Below are 25,396 nucleotides of genomic sequence, written 5' to 3'. Positions count from 1 at the left end.
GGCAGCCAGCCATTCGTAAATTCGTGCCCGGCTCATGCCAAGCGCTTTGATGACGACTTCCGGGCTCTCGCCATCCATGACTCGTTGAACGGCGCGAACGCGAATGGCTTCTAATGTTTTGTGATCAAGTTTACGACCGTCATCGTGGCGCATGTGTGTAGATATCCGATAAGCTTGGCAAACGACCGCTACATTATAAATGATGTTCGCTTACTTTTGTACCCATTAGTAACAAACACCACAGGTCGCGACCTGTCAAGCGGGGGAGGCCGGGCGGCGCTTGTGAGTGGTTATATGTGGACCCGTATCACAGGGTTTTGGCCGCCTGTAGCCGGCCAGGACAGTACCCGATTATGTGATATTCATAACCAGTTTTCGAGTCATTTCGGCCCGCGTCGCCTGGTTCACAAGGAACCTGGGGTTTGTCGGTTCCCGGCACCACCCTGGCAATCAAGCAAGGCCTGGGCCAGGTTGCGCGCGGATGGAGGGTCAGGAGGGGGCCTGGGGGGTGTCCTGATCCGGATCGATCTCCTCCGGGTAGATCAGGTCCCTGAACGCCTGGTGTTCCTGCAGGCGGGCGAAACTGGGATCGACCGAGGCGTCATCCCGGTACGCGTCGGAAATCTCGATGGCCTTGCCCAGGTTGGTGACGGCATCGTCCCAGCGGCCAATTTCCGCGTAGGCGCAGGCGAGCTGGTAATGGGCGTGGCCGTTCTCGGGAGCCAGCTTGAGCGCCCGCTGACAGAGACTGATTGCCCACAGGGGCTCCTGCATTTCCAGTACGGCGTCGGCCTTGAAACTGAGGGCTTCGACGTCGTCCGGGCGAAGATCGAGGATACGGTCGTAGGCGGCGATCTTGTTTTGCTGGGAGGTTTCCTGGCTGGCCTTCAGCCATAATGAGTGCACCTCGTTGGTGCGCTCGATCTCGGCCTGGTTCTGGTGGATGATGTCAGACTTCTGCTGGAGCTGCTCCTCAATGGACTTCAGGCGGGTTTCATATTCCACGACCAGCTCGTTCACCCGCTTTTCGGCGAGGCTGGTGAGCTGGTTACGCATATCACGAATGGAGTTCCAGCCAATCACCACAAGGATGGAGGTCGCGCCGGCAATAAGATAGAAGAAGTAGGTGACGGTATCGGTGGCGTAGGACATGGTCTTGTCCGCCACAGACAGCTCCTTGTCCACCACCTTTTCGATCAGTTCCGCCCGTGTATTCTGCATTTCGGTTCGCAGGGCCTTGGTTTCTTCCAGCAGGTAGAGCTCCACGAACGGGGTATACATCGATTCGTCCAGTTCGGGAATCCGCTTTTCAACATCTTCTGCCGTGGGGCCGGTGTCCTGTTGGCCTGCAGGTTGCGCTGCCAGTTTCAGCGGTGCCAGTACCAGGGCAAACAGACTGGCGCAGAACAGTGCGTTGCGGGAAGTGCGTGAAAGGTTCGGCAGGGACAGTAACTGAAACATCGTGATTCCTGTGGTCAGCGGACAACCGGGCCCCGGGCCCCGGCCGTTTTGACGAGACCATAGCATAACCAGCCCGCAGGTGTCCGGTCTCGCCTGCCTCAGTTCGGGTCTATGGCGATAAGGGGCAACCCCGACTTGCATTCAGGGGCGCAAAGACCTCTAATAGTTAGTGGTATAAACAAATGGTAGCTGTGAGACATGTCCAATCTAAATGAGCGTCATAGCGGGCAAGCCGCCCACACGGATAGCAAGAGCTACGAGCAGGTTCTGGTGGCGCTGCGGCGGGTCATTCGGGCCACCGATCTCCATTCGAAGCGCCTGAGCAAACATGCCGGCCTGACCGGCCCGCAACTATTGATCATGCGCACGATTCGCGACCTGGGCGAGGTGACCATCGGTACTATTGCCGACCACGTCAGTCTGAGCCAGGCGACAGTCACCACCATTCTTGATCGCCTTGAGCATCGTGACCTGGTTTACCGGGTACGTAGCACCCGGGACAAGCGCAAGGTACATGCTCATCTGACGGACGACGGTGCTGCGTTGCTGGCACGGGCGCCACTGCCACTGCAGGACAACTTTATCCGCAAGTTCCAGAACCTGGACCAGTGGGAGCAGAGCATGATCGTGGCATCACTGCAGCGGGTGGCCAATATGATGGACGCCGACGATATCGATGCCTCACCGGTGCTTGATGTGGGTTCGGTGCTGCGGGAAGACGGCTGGAAAGAAAAGGGCTGAGCCCCCCGGCGCACAGTGCCCCACCCGTGCAGGTTCAGTCGTTCAGGCGGCCTGCCGTGCGGCAATGTCGCGGATTTTCCCTACCATGGCCCTCAGGCCATTACCCCGGGTCGGGGAAATATGCCGGAACAGGTCCAGCTGTTCGAACAGTTCGTCTACATCCGTGGTGAGCAGATCTCTCGGCGCCTTTCCGTTCAGGGCCACCAGGATAATCGCAGCCAGCCCTCGTACGATCATGGCGTCCGAATCAATCAGCAGGTAGAGCCGGCCGCTGTCTTGATCGAAGTGATCAATCAGCCATACCTGGCTCTGGCAGCCATGTACGTAGTTTTTCTCGACCCGTTCATCGTCCGGAAAGGCCGGCAGTTGCTTGCCCAGATCGATGATATAGGCATAGCGCTCTTCCCAGTCGTCCAGTAACTCGAAGGCATCGAGTACATCATCCAGGGTGGTTTCACTGCCCAGGGGGTTGTCGAGGAATTGCTGTTTGCTGGCGGTCATAGGTCTGCCGTGCTGGTTCGCGATTCAGGTGGCTGGTAGTAGCTCCAGGTCAGTCAGGCGCAAGGATAGCGTGTCTGTCAGAGCATGCCCAGTTCAAGCTTGGCTTCGTCCGTGAGCATTTCGCTGCTCCAGGGCGGGTCGAAGGTCAGTTCCACCGTCACCTTGTCCACGTTGGGCACATGCTCAACCTTGCGTTTTACATCATCGGTGATGACTGGCCCCATGCCGCAACCGGCCGCGGTAAGGGTCATCAGAATGTGTATGTGGTTGCCGTCAGCGCTGTCGTTTTCAATGTTGCAATCGTAGATCAGCCCCAGGTCCACTACGTTGACGGGAATTTCCGGGTCGTAGCAGTTTCGCAGTGCTTCCCACACCTGGTTCTCGTTGACCGTGCCGTCTGCGGGGGTCTCGAAGCTGCTCTCCAGGGGCTGCTTACCCAGGGCGTCGGCATCATGCCCTTCAATGCGCGCCAGATTGCCATTGACGGCCACTGTGAAACTGCCACCAAGCGACTGTGTGATGGTGACAAAGGTGTCCGACGGAATCATGATTTCGGTGCCGGAGGGGACCAGGCGGGCTTCCACCTCGCGCTTGGTCAGGACCACTTCCCGTTCTTGCATGCTGAATCAGCCTTTTCTAAAGCTCTCTTTTTGCCACGGAATCCACGGCCCTTCGACAGGCTCAGGGCGAACGGAAAAAAGGCAAAGACTTTCCTGGCCACTAAATCCACGAAAGAACACGAAATCAAAGACAAACAAGTTTGAAGCTTTCATCTGTCATTTCCCGTGGCCAAGAATCCTTTCATTTTTTCGTTCGGTGCTTCGATGGTTTCCCGTTCGCCCTGAGCCTGTCGAAGGGCCGTGGACGCCGTGGCCAATAAATCGTCAAGCCACTGTAAAACTCTCACCACAACCACACTCGGCGGTGGCATTGGGGTTACGGAACTCGAACATGGAGTTCACGCCCTGGGTCACGAAGTCGATTTCGGTGCCGTTGACCATGGGCAGGTGCTCTTTTTTCACATAGATGTTCACGCCATCCACGGTATACACCTCGTCATCCGCCGAGACTTCGTCCACCCATTGAGTTTCATACTTGAAGCCGGAGCAGCCGCTCTTCTTGATGCACAGGCGGATGCCCCTCGCTTCCGGCTTCTTTTCCAGTTGCTTGCGGACGTGTCTGACCGCACTGGGGGTCATGGTGACGCCCACAGTGGGAGTGAAGGTTTCGGCTGTCATTGTTCCACCTCCATCAGGCAAACAGGCGCTGGATCTTCTGCAGACCGGTAAATAACTGGTCCACCTCCTCCAGCGTATTGTAGAACGCAAAGGACGCCCGGGCCGTGCCCGGTACGCCATAGAAATCCATCAGCGGCATGGCGCAGTGATGGCCGGTGCGGATGGCGATGCCCTGCTGGTCCAGCAGGGTACCTATATCACTGGGGTGCAGGCCATCGATTTTAAAGGACAGTACCGGCACCTTTCGTTTGGCAGTGCCAATCAGGCTCATACCGGGCACCGTTTCCAGCAGTTCATTGGCCCGGGTAAGCAGGGCATTTTCTGCAGCCTCCATGGCCTGCCGGTCAAAACCATTGAGATAATCGATGGCCGCCCCAAGTCCCACCGCCTCGGCAATCGCCGGGGTACCTGCCTCGAATTTGTAGGGCAGGGTATTCCACGTGGTGCGCTCGAACGACACCCGCTCGATCATCTCTCCGCCGCCCTGATAGGGCGGCATTTCCTCGAGCAACTGCTCCTTGCCGTATAGCACGCCGATACCGGTGGGGCCAAACACCTTGTGGGATGAGAAGGCGTAGAAATCACAACCCAGGGCCTGTACGTCCGGCTGGAAGTGCGGCACCGCCTGGGCACCATCCAGCACGGTGATCACGCCCAGGGCCTTTGCCTGCTCGATTAACGGTGCTACCGGGTTAATGGTGCCCAGCACGTTGGACACATGGGTAATGGCCAGCACCCGGGTGCGGTCACCCAGCAGGCTGTTGAAGGAGTCCAGGTCCAGCTCGCCGTCCGGAGTGACCTGTACGGGAACGACCTTCGCACCCGTACGCTCGGCCACCATCTGCCAGGGCACGATATTGGCGTGGTGCTCCATGTAGCTCACCAGGATCTCGTCGCCGGCTTTCAGGCGCGGCGCCAGGCCGTTGGCCACCAGGTTAATGGCCTCGGTAGTGCCCCTGGTCCAGATGATCTGGCGGGTGCTTTCGGCATTCAGGAAGCCCCGGACGGTCTCCCTGGCACCTTCGAAGGCGGTTGTGGCGCGATCGCCAAGGGTATGGGCACCCCGGTGAACGTTGGAGTGCATCTCCCGGTAATACCGGTCCATGGCATCCAGTACCGCCTGGGGCTTCTGGGCCGAGGCGCCATTGTCCAGGTACACCAGCGGCTTGCCGTTCACCTGCTGGGACAGTATCGGAAAGTCCTGGCGAACAGCGGCTACGTCAAAGCCGGAGGTTGGTGCGGTCTTGGCCACGGAAAGATCGGACATACCGGATCAGGCCTCCTCAAAGGTATCGTCAAAAAACCGGTTAAGGCGCTCATTGGCGCTGTCGCGAACCTGCTCCACCGGAATCTGGGTGACCAGTTCGTTGATGAACGCCATAGTCAGCAGAACGTTGGCTTCCCGCCGGGAAATACCCCGGGATACCAGGTAGAACAGGGACGTTTCGTCCAGCTGACCGATGGTGGCGCCGTGGGCGCATTTCACGTCATCGGCGTAGATCTCCAGCTCCGGCTTGGTGTCTATCTCCGCGCCGGTGGAGAGCAGCAGGTTCTTGTTGTTCATATCCGCATTGGACTTCTGGGCGTCCTGGTGGATATGAATGCGGCCATTGAACACGGCGTGGGACTCGGCCGCAGCGATGTTGCGGTAGGTCTCTTCGCTGTTGCAGTTGGCCGCTACATGGTCAATGCAGGTGTGGTTGTCGTAATGCTGCTTGTCCTGGGTAACCACCACGCCATTGAGCTTGCACTCAGCGCCTTCGCCTTCAAGTCGTAGTTGCAGGTCGTGGCGACGCAGGGGGCCGCCGAAACCGACGCAATGGCTCTCGAAGCGGGAGCTGCGCTGCTGGCGGACACCGGTGGCACCGATGTGCTGCACGTTCTGGTCCTCGGCGGTCAGGCGGATGCTGGTGATCTGCGCGCCATCGGCCACCATGAACTCGGTGACGGTATCCACCATCACGGGCTGATCGCCACTGGAAACGTACTCTTCCACCAGGGTCAGCTGGCTGTGCCTGCCGGCATCCACGTAGATACGCGGAAAGGCCGAACCGCTGGCGGTAGCGGTCACTTCGTGGATCACAAACAGTGGCTCAGAGAGCACCGCATCCGGCTTCAGGGTAATCAGCAGGCCATCCTCGAAACGGGCCGTGTTGAGCCTTGCCATCTGGGTGGCGTTGGTGTCGAGGGTATTGTCCAGCCGCCCGGCCAAGGCAGACGCTTCGTCATCGGACAGGTCCGCAAACCGCTGAACCGTCAGCCCGTCAACCTGGGGCAGGCGGCTGGCCTGCGGATCGATCACCCCATTACGAAAGACTACCCGGTAGCCGTCTTCGGCCGCCGATGTGGTCGCACTGCCGGCCGGCAGGTTCGTTGCCAGTTTATCGGACAGCTTCAGGTGCTTGCTGGAGTATTTCCAGTTCTCCGTCTTGCGGGTTGGCAGCGGCATGTCCACCAGGGCCGTACCGCGCTGCTCGCGCAGACTCAGCAGCGGACCGGGCAGGGCGTTGCCTGACGGTTGAAGAAAGGCGCTGGAAAGCGTTGGTGCTGGTTTCATTCCACGACCTCCCGATCAGTTGGCAGCTGCTGCTTCGTCTTCTTTGATGCCCAGCCAGCCATAGCCGCGCTCCTCCAGTTCCAGTGCCAACTCACGGCCACCGGACTTGATGATACGACCACCGGCCAGTACGTGGACGTAGTCGGGCACAATATGGTTCAACAGGCGCTGGTAGTGGGTCACCATCAGAATGGCCCGGTCTTTGGCTCGCAGCGCATTCACGCCGTCGGACACAACCTTCAGGGCGTCGATATCCAGGCCGGAATCCGTCTCATCGAGAATCGCCAGCTTTGGCTGCAGCAGCAGTGCCTGCATGATCTCGTTGCGCTTCTTCTCGCCACCGGAGAAGCCCTCGTTAACCCCGCGCTTGAGGAACGCCGGATCCAGGTCCACCTGTTTGGACACTTCCTTCGCCAGCTTCATGAACTCGGCTGCGTTCATCTCCGGCTCGCCCCGGTGAGTCCGCATGGCGTTAACAGCGGTCCGCAGAAACTGCAGGTTGCTGACCCCGGGAATCTCCACCGGGTACTGGAACGCCAGGAAAATACCTTCGCGGGCACGCTCCTCGGTTTCCAGGTCCAGCAGGTTCTCACCGTTCAAGGTCACTTCCCCTTCAGTCACCTCAAATGCCTCGTTACCCGCCAGCACCTGGGACAGGGTACTCTTGCCGGACCCGTTCGGCCCCATAATGGCGTGTACCTCACCGGCCTTGATCTCCAGGTTAATGCCCTTGAGGATCTCTTTCCCCTCGACGGAAGCGTGCAGGTTCTTGATGCTCAGCATTTGTCGGATTCTCTCTAGTCAAAACGTTCGAAATTCAATGAGTCTGTCCCGGTTCACCAAGTATTGAGCAGGCCATACGCAGGTCCGGGGACAGGGGGCGGGTAGGGTTTTCCGGGACCTTCAAAAACATGGACGTTTTTGAAGAGCCTCCACGGACGGATTCACGGCGTGTCCCGGAAAACCCTACCCGCCCGCTGGCCTTCCACCAAGGCCAGCGGACAATAATTCAAAAAGGTCAGCCAACAGACCCCTCAAGGCTGACCTCAAGCAACTTGCCAGCCTCAACCGCAAACTCCATCGGCAGTTCCTTGAACACTTCCTTGCAGAAGCCGTTCACAATCATGGAAACCGCCTGTTCCGGATCAATCCCCCGCTGCCGGCACAGGAACATCTGCTCATCACTCACCTTCGAGGTGGTCGCCTCATGCTCCACAATGGCCGACTTGTTCCGGCTCTCGATATACGGGAACGTATGAGCGCCGCAGCGATCACCGATCAGCAGTGAGTCACACTGGGTAAAGTTACGGGCATTTTCCGCGCCGGGCTGGAACTTCACCAGGCCCCGGTAAGCATTGGAGCTGCGACCAGCAGAAATACCCTTGGAAATAATCGTACTGGTCGTATTCTTGCCCAGGTGAATCATCTTGGTGCCAGTGTCGGCCTGCTGATAGTTGTGGGTCAGCGCCACCGAATAGAACTCACCGACACTGTTGTCACCCTTCAGGATGCAGCTCGGATACTTCCAGGTGACCGCAGAACCGGTTTCCACCTGGGTCCAGGAAATCTTCGAGTTCCGGCCCTGACAGGCGCCACGCTTGGTCACAAAGTTATAGATACCGCCCTTGCCGTGTTCGTCACCGGGGTACCAGTTCTGCACAGTGGAGTACTTGATCTGGGCATCGTCCAGCGCGACCAGCTCAACCACCGCAGCGTGGAGCTGGTTCTCGTCCCGCATGGGTGCGGTACAGCCCTCAAGGTAACTGACATAACTGCCGGCGTCGGCAACGATCAACGTGCGCTCGAACTGACCGGTATTGGCTGCGTTGATTCGGAAATAGGTGGACAGCTCCAGAGGACAGCGAACGCCCTTCGGAATATAGACAAAGGAACCGTCGGAAAAGACTGCGGAGTTCAGGGCAGCAAAGAAATTATCCCCCGCCGGGACCACCGAACCGAGATATTTCTCCACCAGCTCCGGGTACTTCTGTACGGCCTCGGAAATCGGGCAGAAGATGACGCCCGCTTCCGCCAGCTGCTCCTTGAAGGTCGTGCCAATGGAGACAGAATCGAAAACTGCATCCACGGCAACGCCCGCCAGTTTCTCCCGCTCGTGCAGGGGAATGCCCAGCTTCTCGTAGGTGCGCAGCAACTCCGGATCCACGTCATCGAGGGACTGGGGCATGTCCTCTTTCTTCTTGGGCGCGGAGTAGTAGGAGATAGCGTTGTAGTCCACCCGCGGGTAGTCAACGTGCGCCCAGGTGGGGTCATCCATCTCCAGCCAGCGACGGTAGGCCTTCAGGCGCCATTCGAGCATGAACTCCGGCTCCTGTTTAATCTCTGACAGGCGGCGGATGACATCTTCGTTCAGGCCGGGTTCGAACGTATCGGTTTCGATTTCGGTCACAAAGCCGTGTTCGTATTCCCGTTTGATCAGCTCTTTCACCTCTTTGTCGGTGGTCGCCGTGTTCTTCGCTCCGTAATTCTCTCATCGTGGGCCGCGAGGCCCTTATGTGTTGCCTGCAACCGGGAGCCCGGGGTTCAGCCGGCTACCGGGAGGCATGTGCGTCTGTGCTGGTTGTTGCAGTGGTCGCTCATCCAGTGAGTACGCCCTGCAATCGCTTGTTGGATGACTGGCCGCCGGTAATGGTTGGCAGCGTCAGGATGAGGCTGTCCTGCTATTTCTGATGACCGATTGTACAATATCAGAGTATTTTAGTCAGGTATTATTTCGTGACTGGCTGAATTATACCCCAAACCCCTGTCCGGGCACTAAGACAGGGGTTATCAGGGTAATAGGGGGAAGTGCACTTGCCGCGTGGCGAAAACCCATTCGCTCAGCAGGCTTCTCGTGGATTCTACGGACGATCAACCCGGGTCAGATAGGCGTGACCGAGGTTCTCCGGAAGGGCGGCGGATACCGGAATCCGGACACGGTAGCCACTGCCGGGCGCCCGTTCGAGGGGCTGGCCCTCAGTGGTTTCCATCCTGTCGGTGGTCAGTCGCACGTTCCCTGCGGGGGTGATCAGCTCAAGCTGGTCTCCCGGGCGGAACTGGTTTTTTACCTCCACCGTCAGCCACTGGCCCTCACGTGCGCTGATGGTGCCGACCACCTGCTGGGTGCCCAGATAGGACGAGCCCTGTTCGTAGGTCTGGTATTCCTGGGGAACATGCCGACGCAGGAAACCTTCTGTGTAACCCCGGTTCGAGAGCGCTTCCAGCTCATCCATCATCGCCATGTCAAAGGGCTTGCCGGCAACCGCCTCGTCAATGGCCCTGCGGTAGACGCCGGTTGTGCGCGCCACGTAGTAGGTACTCTTGGTGCGGCCCTCTATTTTCAGGGAGTGAACCCCCATTTTCACCAGCTCGGCGACATGCTGTACGGCCCGGAGGTCCTTCGAGTTCATGATATAGGTGCCGTGCTCGTCCTCGTAGGCGGGGATAAATCCACCGGGACGGTTGGGCTCTTCCAGCAGGATTTCCTTTGGCTCAACCTGCTCCACGCTATCGGCGGAGGTGGCGATCAGGTCTCCCGTCTGGTCGTGATCATGCTGTACCGGCTTGTAGTTCCAGCGGCAGGCGTTGGTGCAGGCGCCCTGGTTGGCGTCCCGGTGGTTCATATAGCCGGATAACAGGCAGCGGCCAGAGTAGGCCATGCACAGGGCGCCGTGGACGAAAACTTCCAGCTCCATGGTTGGCACCTGCTCGCGAATCTCGCGGATTTCGTCCAGTGCCAGCTCACGGGACAGGATGACCCGGCTGATTCCCTGCCGTCGCCAGAACTCCACAGTCGCCCAGTTTACCGCGTTGGCCTGCACCGACAGGTGAATGGGCTGGTCCGGCCAGCGCTCCCGCACCAGCATGATCAGCCCCGGGTCGGACATGATCAGCGCGTCCGGCTGCAGCTCGATTACCGGCTCCAGGTCCCGCAGGTAAGAACGTACCTTGTTGTTATGGGGCGAAATATTGGATACCAGGTAGAACTGCTTCCCCTGGCGGTGGGTTTCTTCAATGCCCTGGGCCAGGGCTGTTACATCCTTGAAACTGTTGTTGCGCACCCTGAGTGAATAGCGCGGCTGGCCGGCGTAGACGGCGTCGGCGCCATAGGCAAGGGCAACGTGGAGATGGTCAAGGGTGCCTGCGGGGGCAAGGAGCTCTGGCTGATGCATGGACTGAAACTTCCGGGATTCTGCAGTTGGGCGTGCAGTTTGCCGCAGAGGCGGGGACGATGCATTGACGCGACTCAATGTTCATCCTCACAATTTTGAGCTAACATCTGTACGCTCAAAAATGTCAGTTACTCAACAGAGACAGAGGGGTTTCCAGCTCATGAAATCGGATGCTTTGGGGACGTTGGTGGTCGCCATGGTTCAGTTTCTTCAGTCGTCAGGCTTTTCCCGGGGGGAGCTTGCCCGCTATGCGGGATTGTCGGCGGATGAGCTGGAGGAGCCCGAGTCCCGGCTGTCACCCTCACAGATGCAACGTTTGTGGCAACTGATCCAGACGCGGATTTTGCCGTCGATTACGTTCAGCCGGCAGGTACGTCCGCTGATTGCGCGGCACCTGGCCAGGGGCAAGGTAAAGGTGGAAGAGGTGGCAGCGGAGCTGAATATGAGCCGGCACACGCTCTACAAGAAGCTCAAGGAAGAGAACCTGACGTTTGCAGGCCTGCTGGAGGATGTGCGGCGGGAGCAGGCGCTCAACTATATGAATGACCGTGACCGGACCTTGTCGGAGGTAGCGGAGTTGCTCGGCTTTTCGGAACTGAGTGCATTCAGTCGGGCATTCAAGCGCTGGATGGGGAAGTCGCCGGCTGAGTTTCGGGCGGCCTGCTGAGTTTTGATTATTGCCCATTGGCGGTGGAATGAATGTGGCCCCGGGGCGGGGCGCCCAACCCGGTGAGACTTTTCTGGACACGCCCGCGAGTACATCCCTGTAGGGCTCGACGAAAACCATCCCTGGTTTTCGACGGTCCAGAAAAGTCTCCCCAGGTCGACCGCCCTTCATCGAAAGTGCTACCCGAAATAATGTCGCTCGGTCTGACTCCCCTTGACCTGTAACGAGGTGTTTCCATTAGCACTCAGAACGCCAAAAGGGTGATAAAAGCTGGGTTTCGGGGGCTAGAGATTGGGTTGTAGCGATATCTGTGAAGATCGCGAGCGTCGGGTTGGGGATGTTTTTCCGGACCGTCGGCAGCCAGGGATGGCTGCCGTCGAGCCCTACATGGACGTACTTGCGGGGCGTGTCCGGAAAAATGTCACCGGCCTGGCGCTCCTGGCACCAAACCAGCAGGGCTGGGGAACGAGGCCCCAGCCAGGGTCAGCCCTGATATTTCTTGAATACCAGAGAGGCGTTGGTGCCGCCGAAGCCAAAGCTGTTACTCATTACCAGCGGAATCTCGGTGTTCTGGACCTCGCGGACGATGGGGTAACCCTCCGCGCCTTCATCCAGTTCCTCGATGTTGGCAGACGGGGTGATGAAGTTGTTCTGCTGCATCAGCAGGCTGTAGATCGCCTCGTGAACACCAGCTGCACCCAGTGCGTGACCGGTCAGGGGCTTGGTGGAGCCCAGGGGCGGGATCTTGTCACCGAATACGTTCTTCACCGCCTTGAGTTCCGTGATGTCACCGGCCGGGGTGGAGGTACCGTGGGTGTTGATGTAGGAAATCTCGCCATCCACGTTCTTCAGGGCCTGCTGCATGCAGCGCACCGCGCCTTCACCGCTGGGCGCGACCATGTCAGCACCGTCGGAGGTGGCACCGAAGCCCACCAGTTCGGCGATGATGTTGGCGCCGCGGGCCTTGGCGTGCTCCAGTTCTTCCAGGACCACCACGCCGCCGCCGCCGGAGATCACGAAACCGTCACGGTTGGCGTCGTAGGTACGGGAAGCCTTTTCCGGAGTGTCGTTGTACTTGGTAGACAGCGCGCCCATGGCGTCGAACAGCAGGCTCAGGCTCCAGTGGACGTCGTCACCGCCGCCGGCGAACATGATGTCCTGGCGACCCATGGCGATCAGGTCCGCGGAGTGGCCGATGCAGTGGGCGCTGGTGGCACAGGCTGACGTGATGCTGTAGTTGACACCAGTGATGCCGAAAGCGGTGGACAGGGACGCGTTGATGGCGCTGCCCATGGTGCGGGGTACCCGGTACGGGCCCACACGACGAATACCTTTCTCACGATGGGTATCAATGGAGTCCATCAATTCCAGGGTGGACGCACCGCCAGTCCCCATGATGATGCCCGTGTTGTTGTCACGGATCTGCTCATCAGTCAGGCCAGACTGCTCGATGGCTTCTTTCATGGCCAGGTAGGCATAGGCGGAAGCCGGACACATGAAGCGCAGCAGTTTGCGGTCGATCAGCGACTTGTAGTCGATATCGATATTGCCGCAGATGTGGCTGCGCAGGCCATTGTCCGCGGCTTCCTGGCTGAAATGGATGCCGGATTTGACGTCCCGCAGTGATTGGGTGACTTCTTCTTTGCTGTTACCGAGGCTGGAAATAATGCCCATTCCGGTAATGACAACTCGACGCATGGTCCGGGCTCCTAAAAATCGTCTGTTGAGGTGAACAGGCCAACCCGCAGGTCCTTGGCTGTGTAAATCTCACGGCCGTCGACTTCCATGCGGGCATCGGCAATTGCCATGGTCAGTTTGCGATTGACCATTCGCTTGATATCCAGATGATACCGGACCAGCTTGTTCTCTGGCAGCACCTGGCCAAAGAATTTGACCTCTCCTGCTCCCAGGGCCCGTCCCTTGCCCTGGCCACCGGACCAGGCAAGGAAGAAACCAACCAGTTGCCACATGGCATCGAGGCCCAGGCACCCGGGCATCACCGGGTCACCTTGAAAGTGGACCTTGAAGAACCACAGGTCGGGATTGATGTCGAGCTCGGCAATCAGGCTGCCCTTGCCGTAGGCGCCATCACTGTCGTTAATGTGGGTAATGCGGTCCACCATCAGCATTTCGTCGATGGGCAGGCGCATGTCACCTTCGAACAGGCGGCCATGGCCACATTCGATCAGGTCGGCTTTATCAAAATGGTCTGGCTTCATGGGTGCAGGTGTTTCCGTTTCTGACTGTAACCCACACTTTACCGGTTACACAGGAAAAATCTATTGACCGATGGTTGTAGTTTTTTGACTGCTGGTTGCTGGAGTGTCCTCCAGGGCCCGTGGTTGGGGGCTCTGGAGGTAAATGACGCAGGCTAAAAGGAATCTTAGTCGAGGGCAGTTGGCGTGCGTTCAGCCGGGTTTTCCATCAGCCCTGGGACGTGCCAGCACACCGGTGTAGCGGGCAAGGAAGATTGCGTAGGCCAGTGCCCACAGCAGTCCGCTGGCGGTGATACCCAGGTGCCAGGGCAGCCCCTGAAACGCAGTGATGACCCGTACCAGAGCTGCCAGGTGGATAGCGACGAAGGCCAGCACCATGCCCTGTGGCAACACCAGCGGCCGGCCGGTATGGCCCAGGGAAACCCGTGCGATAACGCCGAGGATCAGGCAGGCAATGGCACCGGTACCCGCGGCGTGGGTCCAGGCGGACGCGGGCCAGCCTGCTGCAAGGTGCCCTGCCAGCAGGACCAGGGCAACCGGCACCCAGAGGATGGACAGGTGCAGAATCCACAGCAGTGGTTCCTGCCTGGCCAGCCAGCCTTTCCAGTGATACAGGCGCGTGAGCATCAGGATGGCGGCAATAATGGCGAGTCCCGCAGTGACCATGGACCAGCCGGTTACCATGGACGCCAGCAGCAACACCATGGCAAACACAGTGGCTATGTCCAGGGCAGGAATAACGCGGATGCGATCTGCTGCCAGCCCGCGCTGGCGGAGCCAGCCGGTGGTGAACGCCGGGGTGATGCGGCCGCCGATAATGCTGATCAGGGCCAGGCCCATGATCAGTGCGCCCCAGGCGTAAACCGGGTCCAGGCGGGTTACAAACGCCACCTGCATCAGCCACAGCAGGCCCAGAACCACCAGGATCATCAGCTGCCGTTTCTGGCGGGCATGCCAGATGCGCCAGCCGGCGTCCAGCATCACCAGGGGCAGGAAGGCCAGGTTAACCCCCTGCACCAGCCAGTAAGGCATGTCACCTCCAACCGTCAGCAATACCCGGGCGGCCGCCCAGACACCCCAGAGCAATAGAAGCCGAATCCCGTGGGTACGCTCGGTGCCGGTCCAGACACACACCGCGGTCAGCAGGAAGCCGGCAATTGCGGCGGACAGGAAACCGAACAGCATTTCATGCTGGTGCCAAAGCACGCCCGGCATGGCCAGGGGCAGCTGGATGGTGCCAGTTACCTGTAGCACCCACAGCGGGATGCCCACCAGCGACAGCAGTGTGAGGGACAGAAAGAAGATGCGGAAAGGGTAGGCAAAGAGCTGGGCCACGCTGGCGCTGCTGCGCTCGCTGTGGGGTGTGGATATGGCCTGCATGGCGGACCTCCGCTTTAACATGTATCGTGCGTATATATTATCGCGGAGCCATTGCGGTGACTATACCCGCTTGGAGGTAATCGTTGCCGGTATCACGTACAATGCGGCCAACACACTGGATCGGAAAGGAAAACATGGCGTACGTAATACTCAAACACCTTCATATGACCACCGCCTACCTCACGGTTGTGCTGTTTTCCCTGCGTCTGTTGCTGGACCTGGTGGGCAAGCCGGGATGGCGGGCAACGCCACTGCGCTGGATCCCCCATGCCAACGACACGGTTCTGCTGGTGGCGGCCATCAGCCTGTTGTTTGTCACACCGTGGATGCCGTTCGTCAATGACTGGCTGACCTGGAAGGTGTTCCTGCTGATTGGTTATATCGTCGCTGGTGTGTTCGCCATCAAGTCTAAATTCAGTGTGCCGGTGCGGGTAGTGGCTGCTGTCGTGGCTTATCTGCAGATTGGACTGATTTTCCATCTGGCCATGTCCAAGGCCGTGCCTTTCTGATTTCTGGGCCAGGCGCTTCCCTTCTCCGGGGAAGCGCCTGACTTGTCATCGGCGGCTGTGCTGGCTTAACTGGTCGGACAGATCGTTAAGCTGGCTCTGGATGGCGGTCAACTGGCGCGCCATCTCGTCCCGTTCGTCGTGGGCCTTCTGTGCTTCCTTTCTGTTCTGTTCCTCGCTCATCACCTCCAGGATCGCCCCGATCATCATATTCAGGAACACGAAGGCGGTAAGGAATATGAACGTCAGATAGTAAAGCCAGCTGAGCGGGTATTGCTCCATGGTGGCGTACATCACGTCGGTCCAGTCCTCGAAGGTTGCCACCCGGAAGAGGGTCAGCATGGCAATGGCCACGTCGCCCCACAGGGTTTCATCCACCTTTGCAAAGAACATGGACCCCATGGCGGCGTAGATGTAGAAGATGATGAACATCAGCAGGGCGATATAACCCATGCGAGGGATGGCCTTGAGCAGGGAGTTGATCAGGAAGCGCAACTCCGGCACCACCGATACCAGGCGTAGCACGCGGAAGACCCGCAGCAGCCGACCCAGCAGCACCGCCTCGGCATTGTTCAGGGGGATCAGGCTGCCAACCACCACCAGGGTGTCGAACAGGTTCCAGCCGTCCAGCAGGAAACGCTTCTTGTTGGGACAGGCAGCGAACCGGAACAGGATCTCGATCAGGAAGAACACTGTAATGGCATTGTCCATTACCGTCAGGCTGCTCTCTACCAGGGGGGGCAGGTCGTAGGTCTTGGCGCCAATGGTGAGGGCGGACAGGATGATGATGGCGATCACCGCGCCCTGGAAGATCTTGCTGGATTCAATACGGCGCAACTGGTGCAACCCGGACATGGGGCTCAGCTCGGCGGACATAACAACGGCTCCAGGTGGACAGGACGCGGCGATTCTAATGCCAGTGCCGGATGGGGTATAGGCCTGCCGGATTAAATCAGCGCATTGCGTCGCGGCGTTTTCCGCCTGAAACGAAAAAGCCCCCGGGAATCGGGGGCTTTCGGAGCATGGGGGTTAATCCCGAGGCGGTGGCGGGTTAGTGCCGGTCTGCTGGTGTGTCCGGTTAAGTGGGTAGAAAAGGTGTGGGGCGGACAGCTCGGGAAGATCCGTCTGTTCCTTGTGGGCTGCCCACTCCTCGCGTTCGGCTGTGCGAATGGCGTAGTGCATCCAGATCAGGGCAGCGGCCACGATCACGAACATCAGCATGAAGCAGCTTTGCCAGATGCCGGTCAGGTCATTCAGGACGCCAAAGGTGAGTGGCAGGATAAAACCGCCAAGGCCACCAATCATGCCCACGACGCCGCCAACGGCGCCGACGTGAAGCGGGTAGTAGACCGGGATATGCTTGTACACGGCTGCCTTGCCCAGTGACATGAAGAAGCCCAGGGTGAAGATCAGCACGATGAACATGGGCAGGGTCATGTCCAGTGTGAAGCGGATATCGCCGTCGATACCGTGAATGATGTACTCGGTGGGTGGATAGCTGAGCAGGAACGTGCAGACCACTGACGCGATGAACGTCCAGTACATTACCCGCCGTGCGCCAAAGCGGTCAGACATCCAGCCACCAAGAATCCGGAAGAGGGATGCCGGGATGGTATAGAGGGCAGCGATCATGCCGGCTGTCCGGATTTCCAGGCCGTAGACGCCAATCAGGTAGTGCGGCAGCCACAGGGCTAGTGCCACAAACGCACCGAAAACAAAGAAATAATAGAGCGCAAAGCGCCACACCCTCAGTTCTTTCAGGGGCTCCATCTGTTCCATGAAGGACTTTGCCTTCTCGCCACCACGCTCCTGCGCCATGGGGTCCTCCCTGGCCACAAGGAGAAATACCACGCCCATGACGGCGAGCACGGTAGCGTATATCTGGGCGGTCTGCTCCCAGCCGAACGCCACCAGCAGGAAGGGAGCACCGAAGTTGGTTACCGCAGACCCCACGTTACCCGCGCCGAAAATGCCCAGCGCCGTACCCTGACGCCCGGGCTCGAACCAGGCGGCGGTATAGGCCACCCCGACAATAAAGGAGCCGCCTGCCAGGCCAACGCCCAGAGCGCCTACCAGCAGCATGGGGTAGGTGGTTGCGAAGGTCAGCAGATAAACGCACAGGGCCGTGGTAATCATCAGGATGCCGAACACCCAGCGCCCGCCATAACGGTCGGTCCAGATGCCCAGGAAGAGCCGGCTGATGGAGCCGGTCAGGATTGGTGTGGCCATCAGCAGGCCAAGCTGGGTATCCGACAGGGCCAGGTCTTCGGCAATACGGATGCCGATGATGGAGAAGATGGTCCATACCGCGAAGCACAGGGTGAACGAAAAGGTCGATAACCCCAGCGCCCGGTACTGCTGGGACCTTGTGGGACTGGTCGTCATGGCTGTTCTCCATTCCTGCATATCAGACCTTTTAACCTTATCAAAGACAGGGTTTTCGCTGGCGGGGCATTGGAGGTACCCCCTTCAGGATGAGTAGGGGTATGGAAATGCCCTCCCGTTCAGCTGAGGGGGGTAGATGCCCGGTTTCTCTGGTGGGGTACGCGGGTAAGTCGTTGATGTAAGTCAAGTAACGAGGTGACCCGGGTGTGGGGTAATGCTGATCGATATCAATAGGCCGCCTGAGGGGCGGTTGATGCGCTTATCAGGAGAACCCCATGAAAATCATGCTCGCCTACGATGGATCCAGGAATGCCAGGCTGGCCCTTGCCCAGACCATCACCATGTTCCGGGAGCTAAGGCCTCACCTCATCCTGGTGGCCGTTGCGGAAAATCCCCGGGACATTACCTCAGGCAACGAAGACCTGTTCCAGCAGGAAGTGGACGAACTCAAACAGCATCTTAGAGAAGCACTCGCGGTCTGTGAGAAGGAAGAAGTGACCTGCGAAAGCCTGATGCTCGAGGGTGATCCCCGCAAGATGCTGCTTTACGCCACCGAAAAGAAGTTCCAGCCGGATATGCTCGTTATTGCCCGCCACAGCCATGAGCCCGACGGCGGCTTTATCGCACGCTCCCTGACTTATTTCGTCGACGAACTGGATTACATGACCTTCGGCAGTGTGAGTTCCTTCCTCGCACGCCGCGTCCAGTGCCCGTTGCTGATTCTCCCCAGCCGCTGAGTGCGGTCGCTTTTACGAGTTGATAGCCCAAGGAGGCTGCCATGAAAGTCGCTGACGTGTTCCGCGTCCGCAATCCCGAGGTGAGGGCACTGCACCTGACCTGGATTGCATTCTTTATCACCTTCTATGTCTGGTTCAATATGGCGCCGCTGGCGTCGAGCATGCTCAAGAGCGTGGACTGGCTGACCGCGGATGACCTGCGGCTGTTCGCCATCTGTAACGTGGCCCTGACCATCCCGGCGCGTATCGTGGTGGGTATGGCGCTGGACCGCTTTGGTCCTCGCCGGGTGTTCTCGGTGCTGATGGTACTGATGTCCATCCCCGCACTGGCGTTTGCTTTCGGTAATACCATGACACAGCTGCTGGTCAGCCGCCTGGTGCTGAGCTCCATTGGTGCAAGCTTCGTGGTGGGGATCCACATGACCGCCATGTGGTTCAAACCCAAGGACATCGGCTTTGCCGAAGGGTTCTATGCCGGCTGGGGCAACTTCGGCTCGGCAGCGGCCGCCATCAGCCTGCCCACCATTGCATTGCACATGTACGGTGGTGAAGACGGCTGGCGGTGGGCCATAGCCCAGAGTGCCATTGTCATGGCCGGTTACGGTGTCTACTACTGGTTCGCCATCACTGACGGCCCCGAGGGCACGGTGCACCGCAAACCCCGCAAGGCCGTTGCGCTGGAGGTCAGCAGCTGGGGCGACATGGTCAAGCTGATCCTGTGGACCATCCCGCTGGTAGGGGTGCTGGGCATCCTGGTCTGGCGTATCCAGAACATGGGTTACCTGAGCACTACCTGGGCCATCGTGTGCTATGCGGTGATTGTTGCCATCGTCTGCTACCAGGTCATACAGATACTCAGGGTCAACATACCGATTCTGAAACAGGGCGTACCGGAGGATGACAAATACCCGTTCAACAGCGTTGCGGCGCTCAACAGCACCTATTTCGCCAACTTCGGCGCGGAGCTGGCCGTGGTTTCCATGCTGCCCATGTTCTTCGAGGAAACCTGGAGCCTCAGCGCCACCGCAGCTGGCCTGATTGCCGCTTCGTTTGCGTTCGTGAACCTGGTGGCCCGCCCGATGGGTGGCCTGGTCTCTGATCGCATGGGTAACCGCCGTTTTGTGATGCTCAGCTACATGTTCGGTATCTCCGTAGGCTTTGCGCTGATGGGACTGCTGAACTCCAACTGGCCGCTGATTATTGCCGTGGCGATCACCGTGTTTACCTCATTCTTTGTGCAGGGCGCGGAAGGGGCCACCTTTGGCATCATTCCTTCGATCAAACGCCGTCTGACCGGTCAGATTTCTGGCATGGCCGGTGCCTATGGCAACGTAGGTGCGGTGGTATACCTCACCATCTTCACCTTCGTTACCCCGACCCAGTTCTTCTACATCATCGCTGGCGGCGCGTTTGTCAGCTGGCTGCTTTGCATCATGTGGCTGAAAGAGCCTGAAAGCGGTTTCTCCGACGAGTACCATGTGTCCTCGGTGGACCTGCAGATTGAGGAGGAAGAGCGCCGTCGTCAGGTCAGTGCGACCACCTGACCCGTTGCCGGGGTGAGCAACCCGCCCGGAGTAATCCGGGCGGGTTTTTTTGTCGTTCTGATAAGCTGGCAGGGGGCAACGGTATTCTTATGGGAGGTGTGACCTTGGCCTGGTTTGAGCGTTGGGCAGGTGTCCTGGGTGGTGCGGCGGCCGTGCTGGTACTGGCGGGACTGTGGCTTTTCTTCCAGGAACGGGAGGATTATGAACAGAGGGATCTCCGGGGACGCACCCAGCTGATCGTCGCTGCAGAGGAAGGAGACCTTGAACGGGTTGAATACCTGCTGGAGCAGAATGTCCGGGTCGATGCAGGCGATGACTGCCAATGGACCGCCATGATGCGGGCTGCGGCAGGCGGGCACAGTGACATCCTGGTCAGACTTCTGGACCAGGGGGCTGACATCAATCATCGGGAAAAGTCCGGCTATACCGCCCTGATGGGTGCAGCCGTGAATAACCGCCTGGAGACAGCGCAGATCCTGGTAGAACGGGGGGCTGACCTCGACATCCAGGAAACGGAAAGCGGACAGACGGCCCTGATGTGGGGCGTACGCAACAGGAATCCTGACATGGTCAGGCTGCTGTTATCGGCGGGTGCGGATACCAGCCTCACCAACAGGCAGGGGCAGTCGGTAAGGGATTTGGCCTTGCAGGCCAGCGCCGGGGAGCCTTCAGCAAGACTTGAGGAAATCCGTGAAGTGCTGGGCTGTCAGCCATAAAAAAGCCGGCCCCCGCGGGGCCGGCCAATGGTGCGGATCAGACTATGGTGTCACGGATTCTTGATGTAGGCATTCTTGCGCAGATAGAACCACCAGTTCACCACCAGGCAGAGCGCGTAGAAGACAGCAAACCCGTACATGGCGACTTCCGGTGTGCCGGCCTGGATTTCCTGACCCATGACGCGCGGTGCGATAAAGGCGCCGTAGGCGGCGATGGCGGAGGTCCAGCCCAGCACCGGGCCCTTCTGCTGCTGATCGAAGATTACACCAATGCTGCGGAAGGTGGAGCCGTTACCAATGCCGCTGGCGGCAAACATCACGATGAACAGGATCAGGAACAGCGCAAAGTAGCTGTTGGGGTCGGTGGAGTTGTAGGCCAGCATCATCACATAACCAGTTGCAACGGAAGCCACAACCATTACCACGGAGATGATCTGGGTGACGATGGAGCCGCCCATCTTGTCTGAAATCCAGCCGCCCACCGGACGAATCAGCGCTCCTACAAACGGTCCCATCCAGGCCCAGGTCAGGGCGCTGGGTGCATCCGGGTTGACTACCCGGCTGACGGTGCCATCAGCGGCAACTTCCATCATATTGCCGAAAATGACGCTGATGGACAGCGGCAAGGCGGCAGAGAACCCGATAAAGGAGCCGAAGGTGAGGATGTAAAGCACGGTCATGGACCAGGTGTGCTTGTTGCCGAAGATGGCGAACTGGTTCTTGATGTTGGGTTTGATGTCACCCGGAATCAGGCGCAGCAATACCACGGTCAGGATGATCGTCAGCGGCAGGGCCACCCACATATTCAGGACACCAAGCGCCCAGACACCGGCAAGGGAGGTCAGTATGCCGACACCATAGAGCCCCAGAATCTTGCCGAAGGCTGACAGCGGGTTACCCGGATTGGGCGTGACCACTTTCAGGTTGTTCATGCCAAACCAGCCGGCAAAGGCAAGGGGAATCAGGAAGATCAACCAGATGAAGCCGGCGTTCTGAATCCAGGTGTCTGTGCCCGCCTCGATACGACCGATCAGTGTGCCGCTGGGGTTTTGCAGCTGCATCGGATCACCAGCCAGTGCACCGAAGATGCCCACTGTCATGACCAGCGGGATCAGGATCTGCATGGTGGTAACACCGAAATTGCCCAGACCGGCATTCATGCCCAGGCCGTAGCCCTGTTTGCTCTTGGGGTAGAAGGCGCTGATATTGCTCATGGAGCACGCAAAGTTGCCGCCACCGATACCGGAGAGCAGGGCCAGGGCCTGGAACACGATGAACGGGGTATCGGGGTTCATCAGTGCGATGCCGGTGCCCAGGGCCGGAATCATCAGCAATGCAGTGGTCAGGAAGACCGTGTTGCGGCCGCCGGCAATCTTTATCATGAACGACGCCGGTATGCGCAGGGTCGCACCGGCGAGGCCGGCAATGGCCGTCAGGGTGAACAGCTGTTCCACCGTGAACGGAAAGCCCAGGTTCTTCATCTGCGTGGTGATCATCCCCCACATCAGCCAGATGGCGAAGCCCATCAGCAGGCTGGGGATGGAAATCCACAGGTTGCGGGAGGCAATGCGCTTGCCTTTCTGCTCCCAGAATTCTTCGTTTTCGACATCCCAGTGTTCGATGTCTGCGTTGGTCTTGGCCATAGATTCGACTCCCTCGGTTAACGTGCCTGGTGGCGCTAACGCCGGATTTCAGGCTTCTCCCGTGCATTGTGCAAAGGTCGTCGGGGGATGATTCTTGATATTGCTCAAGGACAAAGTTCGCTGACCGGGACTGTTTTTTTGAGGCCTCAATGGGGTGCTTTTCTTTTTGTTTAATTGATTTAAAAACAGTAGGTTAGTCCGGTGGTATTACCAACTGGGTAATGCGCTGGCCAGAGAGGGAAATAGAGGTAGCCAATCATTTCCGACCCCTGGTTCCGTGCAGCCAGAGCATTATCAGCTGACCGGCCACGATCAGGTAGGCAAGGCTCCAAAGGCCAGCGGAAGACCAGAGCAGGGCAGGCTCGGCAAACGGCGTCGAGCCCGCGAGGTAGCGGGTAATGGCTGCAGCCGAGGTAAGCAGGCCGACTGCCAGTGCCTGCCATGTGGGGGGGAAGCGGCGGTAGGCCCGTTGCCACGCCAGGCGCAGCATGACGCCAGTAGACAGGGTGCCCAGGGCCCCTACCGTGATCAGGTGCAACGCGGGTGCTGCCGGCTTTCCTGCCAGCAGGTGCCAGGCGGTTATGGCACTGCCGGCCGCGAGCCAGCCGTAGCCAGTGGCCAGCATTAGCAGGTCGGGACGTTCCGGGCAGTGCCAGATCTTCCAGCGCACGATGCGTACCAGGATCAGCCCGGCGACCATCAGCAGTGGCAGGCCGGTGAGCCAGTCCGGCACAACCGCAAGGCTGAGAACGATGGTTGCTCCCAGGAGAATGATCAGTGCAGCTTCCACCCTGGGCTGGACACGGGCTGTTAGCGGAATCCCCTTTTTTTCCAGGGTGCCGGCGACGGCGGGTGCGATCAGCCGGCCACCGATAAACGTCATCAGCAGTAGCAGGCCCAGGATCGCGGTTTGCATCAATTGGTAGGGATCGGGTGCGAATGGCCCGCCCCGGTAGTTCAGCGTACTGGCGAGCCAGAATGCAGGCGCAAGCAGGCAGATCGTCAGGATCAACGGCGCCGCCGTTTTATTGCGCCACTTCTTCGCGGCACTGAACCGGGGTACCACGTACCAGGCCAGAACAAGGGCAAAGGCAGGACTGAGTACCTCGGCGTACCAGCTATCAGGTGCCAGTAACCAGCTCAGCCTGGCGGCCAGCCACAGTGCCAGAAGGGCCAGGACCCGGGCGCGAGGTTGCGGGCCGAGGGTGTAGCCCGCTACCAGCACCAGTGCAAAACCGAAGATCAGCTCATGTCCGTGCCCCGCGGCCAGTAGTCCCGGAGGCCATCCGCGCCCGGAGGCCACCGCACTGACAGACAGGGGCACGGCCAGGGCCGCATACAGGGCGGCTGCGGGGAAGAATAGCCAGAACGCCTGAACAGTGGTCTTGACCGAAGTCATTGCGGATCCTTGACGGATTTATGGATCAAACCTAAAAGAATAAATGAAATGTATCATAATTTTTGTCAGACACTGGCTGGTAACTGCCGGCTTGTGGATGCAGGAGGTCGTATCATGAACATCAGCAACCTTATGCGCTTGCCGTTTGCCAATGGCGAGGGGTGGCGTGAACTCAAGCGGCTGAACTTCTCTATACCCTTCCTGGCCTGGGTCGTGGTTGTGCCCATGTCTTTCCTGCCGCCGGTAATGCTGTATTACGCAGGCACCCAGTATGGCGATGCGTTCATGTCCGGCTTTGGCGATAAGGAGTGGCGGCTGATTACCACCATTTTGTTCCTTGCTGAGCTGCTGACCTTCTTCGTGATGGGTTGGCTGATCCAGGCTGTACTGGAGGCCCAGAAGCTGAGCATCAGTTACCAGGACGCCTACCTGCTGGCGGCCGTTGCCCCGCTGCCGCTCTGGCTGTCGTCACTGGCGCTCTGGGTGCCGGTGCTGGCGGTGAGCGTGGTGGCAGTTTTTGTCGGCTTGTTCCTGTCCTGCGCCCTGATCTATCAGGGTATCCGGTTTTTGTGCGGCCGGGGCGACAACGACATCGAAACCATGTCCGCCACGTATACCGTAATGGCTGCCTCGGTGTTGGCCTGGGGCGTGCTGATGGCGATGGTCTGGGCGTTCTGAGACTGATGGGGGTGCTGAGCGGCAGTGACCCTAGGCCACGTGAGGCAGCACACCGAAATAAATCGCGCTGAAGTGACAGGCACTGCCTCCGACGACGAACAGGTGCCAGATGGCATGCATGTAAGGAGTCCGGTCCAGCAGGTAGAAAACCACCCCGACGGTGTAGACCAGGCCGCCGGCAATGGTGAGATGAAGCGCGGTTTCACTGAGGCTGTTCACCAGGTCTGCTGAGGCGAACACGATCAGCCAGCCCATCAGAAGGTAGATCCCCACACGAACCAGCCGGAACCGGTGCCTGAAGACCACTTTCAGAATGACGCCCGTAAGGGCCAGGGACCATATGATGGAGAAGAATGTCCATCCGACAGTACCCCTCATATTGACCAGCAGGAAGGGTGTATAGGTGCCGGCAATAAGCAGGAAGATGGCGCAGTGGTCCAGTGTCTTGAAGGCGGACTTCAGCTTCGGGTTCTTGCTGCCGTGGTAAAATGCGGACGAGAGGTAAAGCAGGACAAGGGTGGCGCCGAAGATACTGAAGCTGGTGACCTTCCACGCATCCCCCATCTGACCTGCCGCCATCACCAGGACAATGGTTCCAATCACGCTGAGAATGGCTGCCAGGCCATGGGTGACACTATTGAGCCATTCTTCAACACGGTGATGGATGGAGTCCGCACGGGCTTCGATAATCGTCATGGAGGCATCCCGGGGCCGAATTCGGGTTGTTTTATTGAACGTATCACAACTAGGCCAGCATACCGCTGTGCGTCCCGACTGTCAGGGGGCACTGTGTTCAGTCTGGTTGCGGATGACTGCGGTAGCCCGAAACCGGGATCATTGAAACATCAGGGAGTTACC

Annotated in this window: 25 protein-coding genes and 1 pseudogene; 7 read left to right on the top strand and 19 right to left on the bottom strand. The window is 59.0% G+C overall.

What is annotated here, in order from left to right; all coding sequences use genetic code 11:
- Together BM036_RS20520 and BM036_RS07790 are read right to left on the bottom strand one after the other, a co-directional pair.
- Positions 1-153: helix-turn-helix domain-containing protein (locus tag BM036_RS20520; protein ID WP_425434081.1), on the bottom strand; the 153-nt coding region annotated here is incomplete at its 3' end.
- Positions 154-489: 336 nt separating this feature from the next.
- The gene (locus BM036_RS07790; protein ID WP_143066582.1) at positions 490-1,461 is read right to left on the bottom strand and encodes a TPR end-of-group domain-containing protein; all 972 of its coding nucleotides are present in this window, start codon (positions 1,459-1,461) and stop codon (positions 490-492) included.
- Positions 1,462-1,659: 198 nt separating this feature from the next.
- Here BM036_RS07790 and BM036_RS07785 point away from each other — a divergent pair, with 198 nt between their 5' ends.
- A complete protein-coding gene (locus BM036_RS07785) occupies positions 1,660-2,202 on the top strand; it encodes a MarR family winged helix-turn-helix transcriptional regulator (RefSeq protein WP_091850183.1) in 543 nt (180 codons plus the stop codon).
- 42 nt (positions 2,203-2,244) lie between these two features.
- On the opposite strand, the gene BM036_RS07780 is transcribed toward BM036_RS07785, so the two are convergent.
- The 9 genes and pseudogenes from BM036_RS07780 to trhP all read right to left on the bottom strand — a co-directional run bounded on the left by BM036_RS07780 (position 2,245) and on the right by trhP (position 10,667).
- Complete coding sequence (locus BM036_RS07780) at positions 2,245-2,703, bottom strand: SufE family protein (RefSeq protein WP_091850181.1); 459 nt, start codon at positions 2,701-2,703, stop codon at positions 2,245-2,247.
- A 77-nt stretch (positions 2,704-2,780) separates the two neighbouring features.
- Positions 2,781-3,323, bottom strand: coding sequence for a putative Fe-S cluster assembly protein SufT (gene sufT / locus BM036_RS07775; protein ID WP_091850179.1), 543 nt, complete (start codon positions 3,321-3,323; stop codon positions 2,781-2,783).
- A 6-nt stretch (positions 3,324-3,329) separates the two neighbouring features.
- The gene (locus tag BM036_RS20080; RefSeq protein WP_177186025.1) at positions 3,330-3,476 is read right to left on the bottom strand and encodes a hypothetical protein; all 147 of its coding nucleotides are present in this window, start codon (positions 3,474-3,476) and stop codon (positions 3,330-3,332) included.
- Between the two features lie 111 nt (positions 3,477-3,587).
- Complete coding sequence (locus BM036_RS07770; RefSeq protein ID WP_091850177.1) at positions 3,588-3,941, bottom strand: HesB/IscA family protein; 354 nt, start codon at positions 3,939-3,941, stop codon at positions 3,588-3,590.
- A gap of 13 nt (positions 3,942-3,954) precedes the next feature.
- Positions 3,955-5,208 (bottom strand): aminotransferase class V-fold PLP-dependent enzyme, encoded by a 1,254-nt coding sequence (locus tag BM036_RS07765; protein ID WP_091850175.1) that lies wholly within the window; start codon positions 5,206-5,208, stop codon positions 3,955-3,957.
- A 6-nt stretch (positions 5,209-5,214) separates the two neighbouring features.
- Positions 5,215-6,498, bottom strand: coding sequence for a Fe-S cluster assembly protein SufD (sufD, locus tag BM036_RS07760; RefSeq protein WP_091850173.1), 1,284 nt, complete (start codon positions 6,496-6,498; stop codon positions 5,215-5,217).
- Between the two features lie 15 nt (positions 6,499-6,513).
- Positions 6,514-7,281, bottom strand: a complete 768-nt coding sequence (gene sufC / locus BM036_RS07755; RefSeq protein WP_091850171.1) for a Fe-S cluster assembly ATPase SufC — start codon at positions 7,279-7,281, stop codon at positions 6,514-6,516.
- Between the two features lie 235 nt (positions 7,282-7,516).
- Positions 7,517-8,962: pseudogene (gene sufB, locus BM036_RS07750) on the bottom strand (Fe-S cluster assembly protein SufB); the annotation flags it as partial.
- A gap of 394 nt (positions 8,963-9,356) precedes the next feature.
- Positions 9,357-10,667, bottom strand: coding sequence for a prephenate-dependent tRNA uridine(34) hydroxylase TrhP (gene trhP / locus BM036_RS07745; protein WP_091850167.1), 1,311 nt, complete (start codon positions 10,665-10,667; stop codon positions 9,357-9,359).
- Between the two features lie 160 nt (positions 10,668-10,827).
- Between trhP and BM036_RS07740 the strand changes: the two genes are divergently transcribed.
- The gene (locus BM036_RS07740) at positions 10,828-11,334 is read left to right on the top strand and encodes a helix-turn-helix domain-containing protein (protein WP_413774374.1); all 507 of its coding nucleotides are present in this window, start codon (positions 10,828-10,830) and stop codon (positions 11,332-11,334) included.
- Positions 11,335-11,817: 483 nt separating this feature from the next.
- Here BM036_RS07740 and fabB read toward each other — a convergent pair whose 3' ends face one another.
- The 3 genes from fabB to BM036_RS07725 form a co-directional block, all read right to left on the bottom strand.
- Positions 11,818-13,032 carry a beta-ketoacyl-ACP synthase I gene (gene fabB, locus BM036_RS07735; protein ID WP_091850166.1) on the bottom strand — a complete coding sequence of 405 codons (1,215 nt, stop codon included), beginning with the start codon at positions 13,030-13,032 and terminating at the stop codon, positions 11,818-11,820.
- A gap of 11 nt (positions 13,033-13,043) precedes the next feature.
- The gene (gene fabA, locus BM036_RS07730) at positions 13,044-13,553 is read right to left on the bottom strand and encodes a bifunctional 3-hydroxydecanoyl-ACP dehydratase/trans-2-decenoyl-ACP isomerase (protein ID WP_091850164.1); all 510 of its coding nucleotides are present in this window, start codon (positions 13,551-13,553) and stop codon (positions 13,044-13,046) included.
- 189 nt (positions 13,554-13,742) lie between these two features.
- Positions 13,743-14,930 (bottom strand): NnrS family protein, encoded by a 1,188-nt coding sequence (locus BM036_RS07725; RefSeq protein ID WP_091850162.1) that lies wholly within the window; start codon positions 14,928-14,930, stop codon positions 13,743-13,745.
- Positions 14,931-15,064: 134 nt separating this feature from the next.
- Here BM036_RS07725 and BM036_RS07720 point away from each other — a divergent pair, with 134 nt between their 5' ends.
- Positions 15,065-15,439 carry a SirB2 family protein gene (locus BM036_RS07720; protein WP_091850160.1) on the top strand — a complete coding sequence of 125 codons (375 nt, stop codon included), beginning with the start codon at positions 15,065-15,067 and terminating at the stop codon, positions 15,437-15,439.
- Between the two features lie 45 nt (positions 15,440-15,484).
- Here BM036_RS07720 and BM036_RS07715 read toward each other — a convergent pair whose 3' ends face one another.
- On the bottom strand, positions 15,485-16,312 hold the full coding sequence (locus tag BM036_RS07715) for an ion transporter (RefSeq protein ID WP_091850158.1): 828 nt from the start codon (positions 16,310-16,312) through the stop codon (positions 15,485-15,487).
- A gap of 153 nt (positions 16,313-16,465) precedes the next feature.
- A complete protein-coding gene (locus tag BM036_RS07710) occupies positions 16,466-17,821 on the bottom strand; it encodes an MFS transporter (RefSeq protein ID WP_091850156.1) in 1,356 nt (451 codons plus the stop codon).
- A gap of 275 nt (positions 17,822-18,096) precedes the next feature.
- Here BM036_RS07710 and BM036_RS07705 point away from each other — a divergent pair, with 275 nt between their 5' ends.
- The 3 genes from BM036_RS07705 (at position 18,097) to BM036_RS07695 (ending at position 20,818) form a co-directional block, all read left to right on the top strand.
- Positions 18,097-18,558, top strand: a complete 462-nt coding sequence (locus tag BM036_RS07705; RefSeq protein WP_091850154.1) for a universal stress protein — start codon at positions 18,097-18,099, stop codon at positions 18,556-18,558.
- A 41-nt stretch (positions 18,559-18,599) separates the two neighbouring features.
- The gene (locus BM036_RS07700; protein WP_091850152.1) at positions 18,600-20,102 is read left to right on the top strand and encodes an MFS transporter; all 1,503 of its coding nucleotides are present in this window, start codon (positions 18,600-18,602) and stop codon (positions 20,100-20,102) included.
- A gap of 98 nt (positions 20,103-20,200) precedes the next feature.
- Entirely contained in the window at positions 20,201-20,818 is a 618-nt protein-coding gene (locus BM036_RS07695; protein ID WP_245742530.1) for an ankyrin repeat domain-containing protein, read from the top strand.
- A gap of 50 nt (positions 20,819-20,868) precedes the next feature.
- Here BM036_RS07695 and BM036_RS07690 read toward each other — a convergent pair whose 3' ends face one another.
- A complete protein-coding gene (locus BM036_RS07690) occupies positions 20,869-22,461 on the bottom strand; it encodes an MFS transporter (RefSeq protein WP_091850150.1) in 1,593 nt (530 codons plus the stop codon).
- 256 nt (positions 22,462-22,717) lie between these two features.
- On the bottom strand, positions 22,718-23,860 hold the full coding sequence (locus BM036_RS07685) for an NnrS family protein (protein ID WP_091850148.1): 1,143 nt from the start codon (positions 23,858-23,860) through the stop codon (positions 22,718-22,720).
- A 114-nt stretch (positions 23,861-23,974) separates the two neighbouring features.
- Between BM036_RS07685 and BM036_RS07680 the strand changes: the two genes are divergently transcribed.
- Positions 23,975-24,538 (top strand): Yip1 family protein, encoded by a 564-nt coding sequence (locus BM036_RS07680; protein WP_091850146.1) that lies wholly within the window; start codon positions 23,975-23,977, stop codon positions 24,536-24,538.
- Between the two features lie 30 nt (positions 24,539-24,568).
- Here the strand turns inward: BM036_RS07680 and trhA are convergent, their stop codons facing one another.
- Positions 24,569-25,234: a PAQR family membrane homeostasis protein TrhA gene (trhA, locus tag BM036_RS07675; RefSeq protein ID WP_091850144.1), complete on the bottom strand. Its 666-nt coding sequence runs from the start codon at positions 25,232-25,234 to the stop codon at positions 24,569-24,571.
- Between the last annotated feature and the right edge of the window lie 162 nt (positions 25,235-25,396).

The organism is Marinobacter segnicrescens (assembly GCF_900111555.1).
Taxonomy (GTDB): domain Bacteria; phylum Pseudomonadota; class Gammaproteobacteria; order Pseudomonadales; family Oleiphilaceae; genus Marinobacter; species Marinobacter segnicrescens.
Note: the sequence above shows the minus strand (reverse complement) of the source record. Positions and strands in the feature narration are given on the sequence as shown.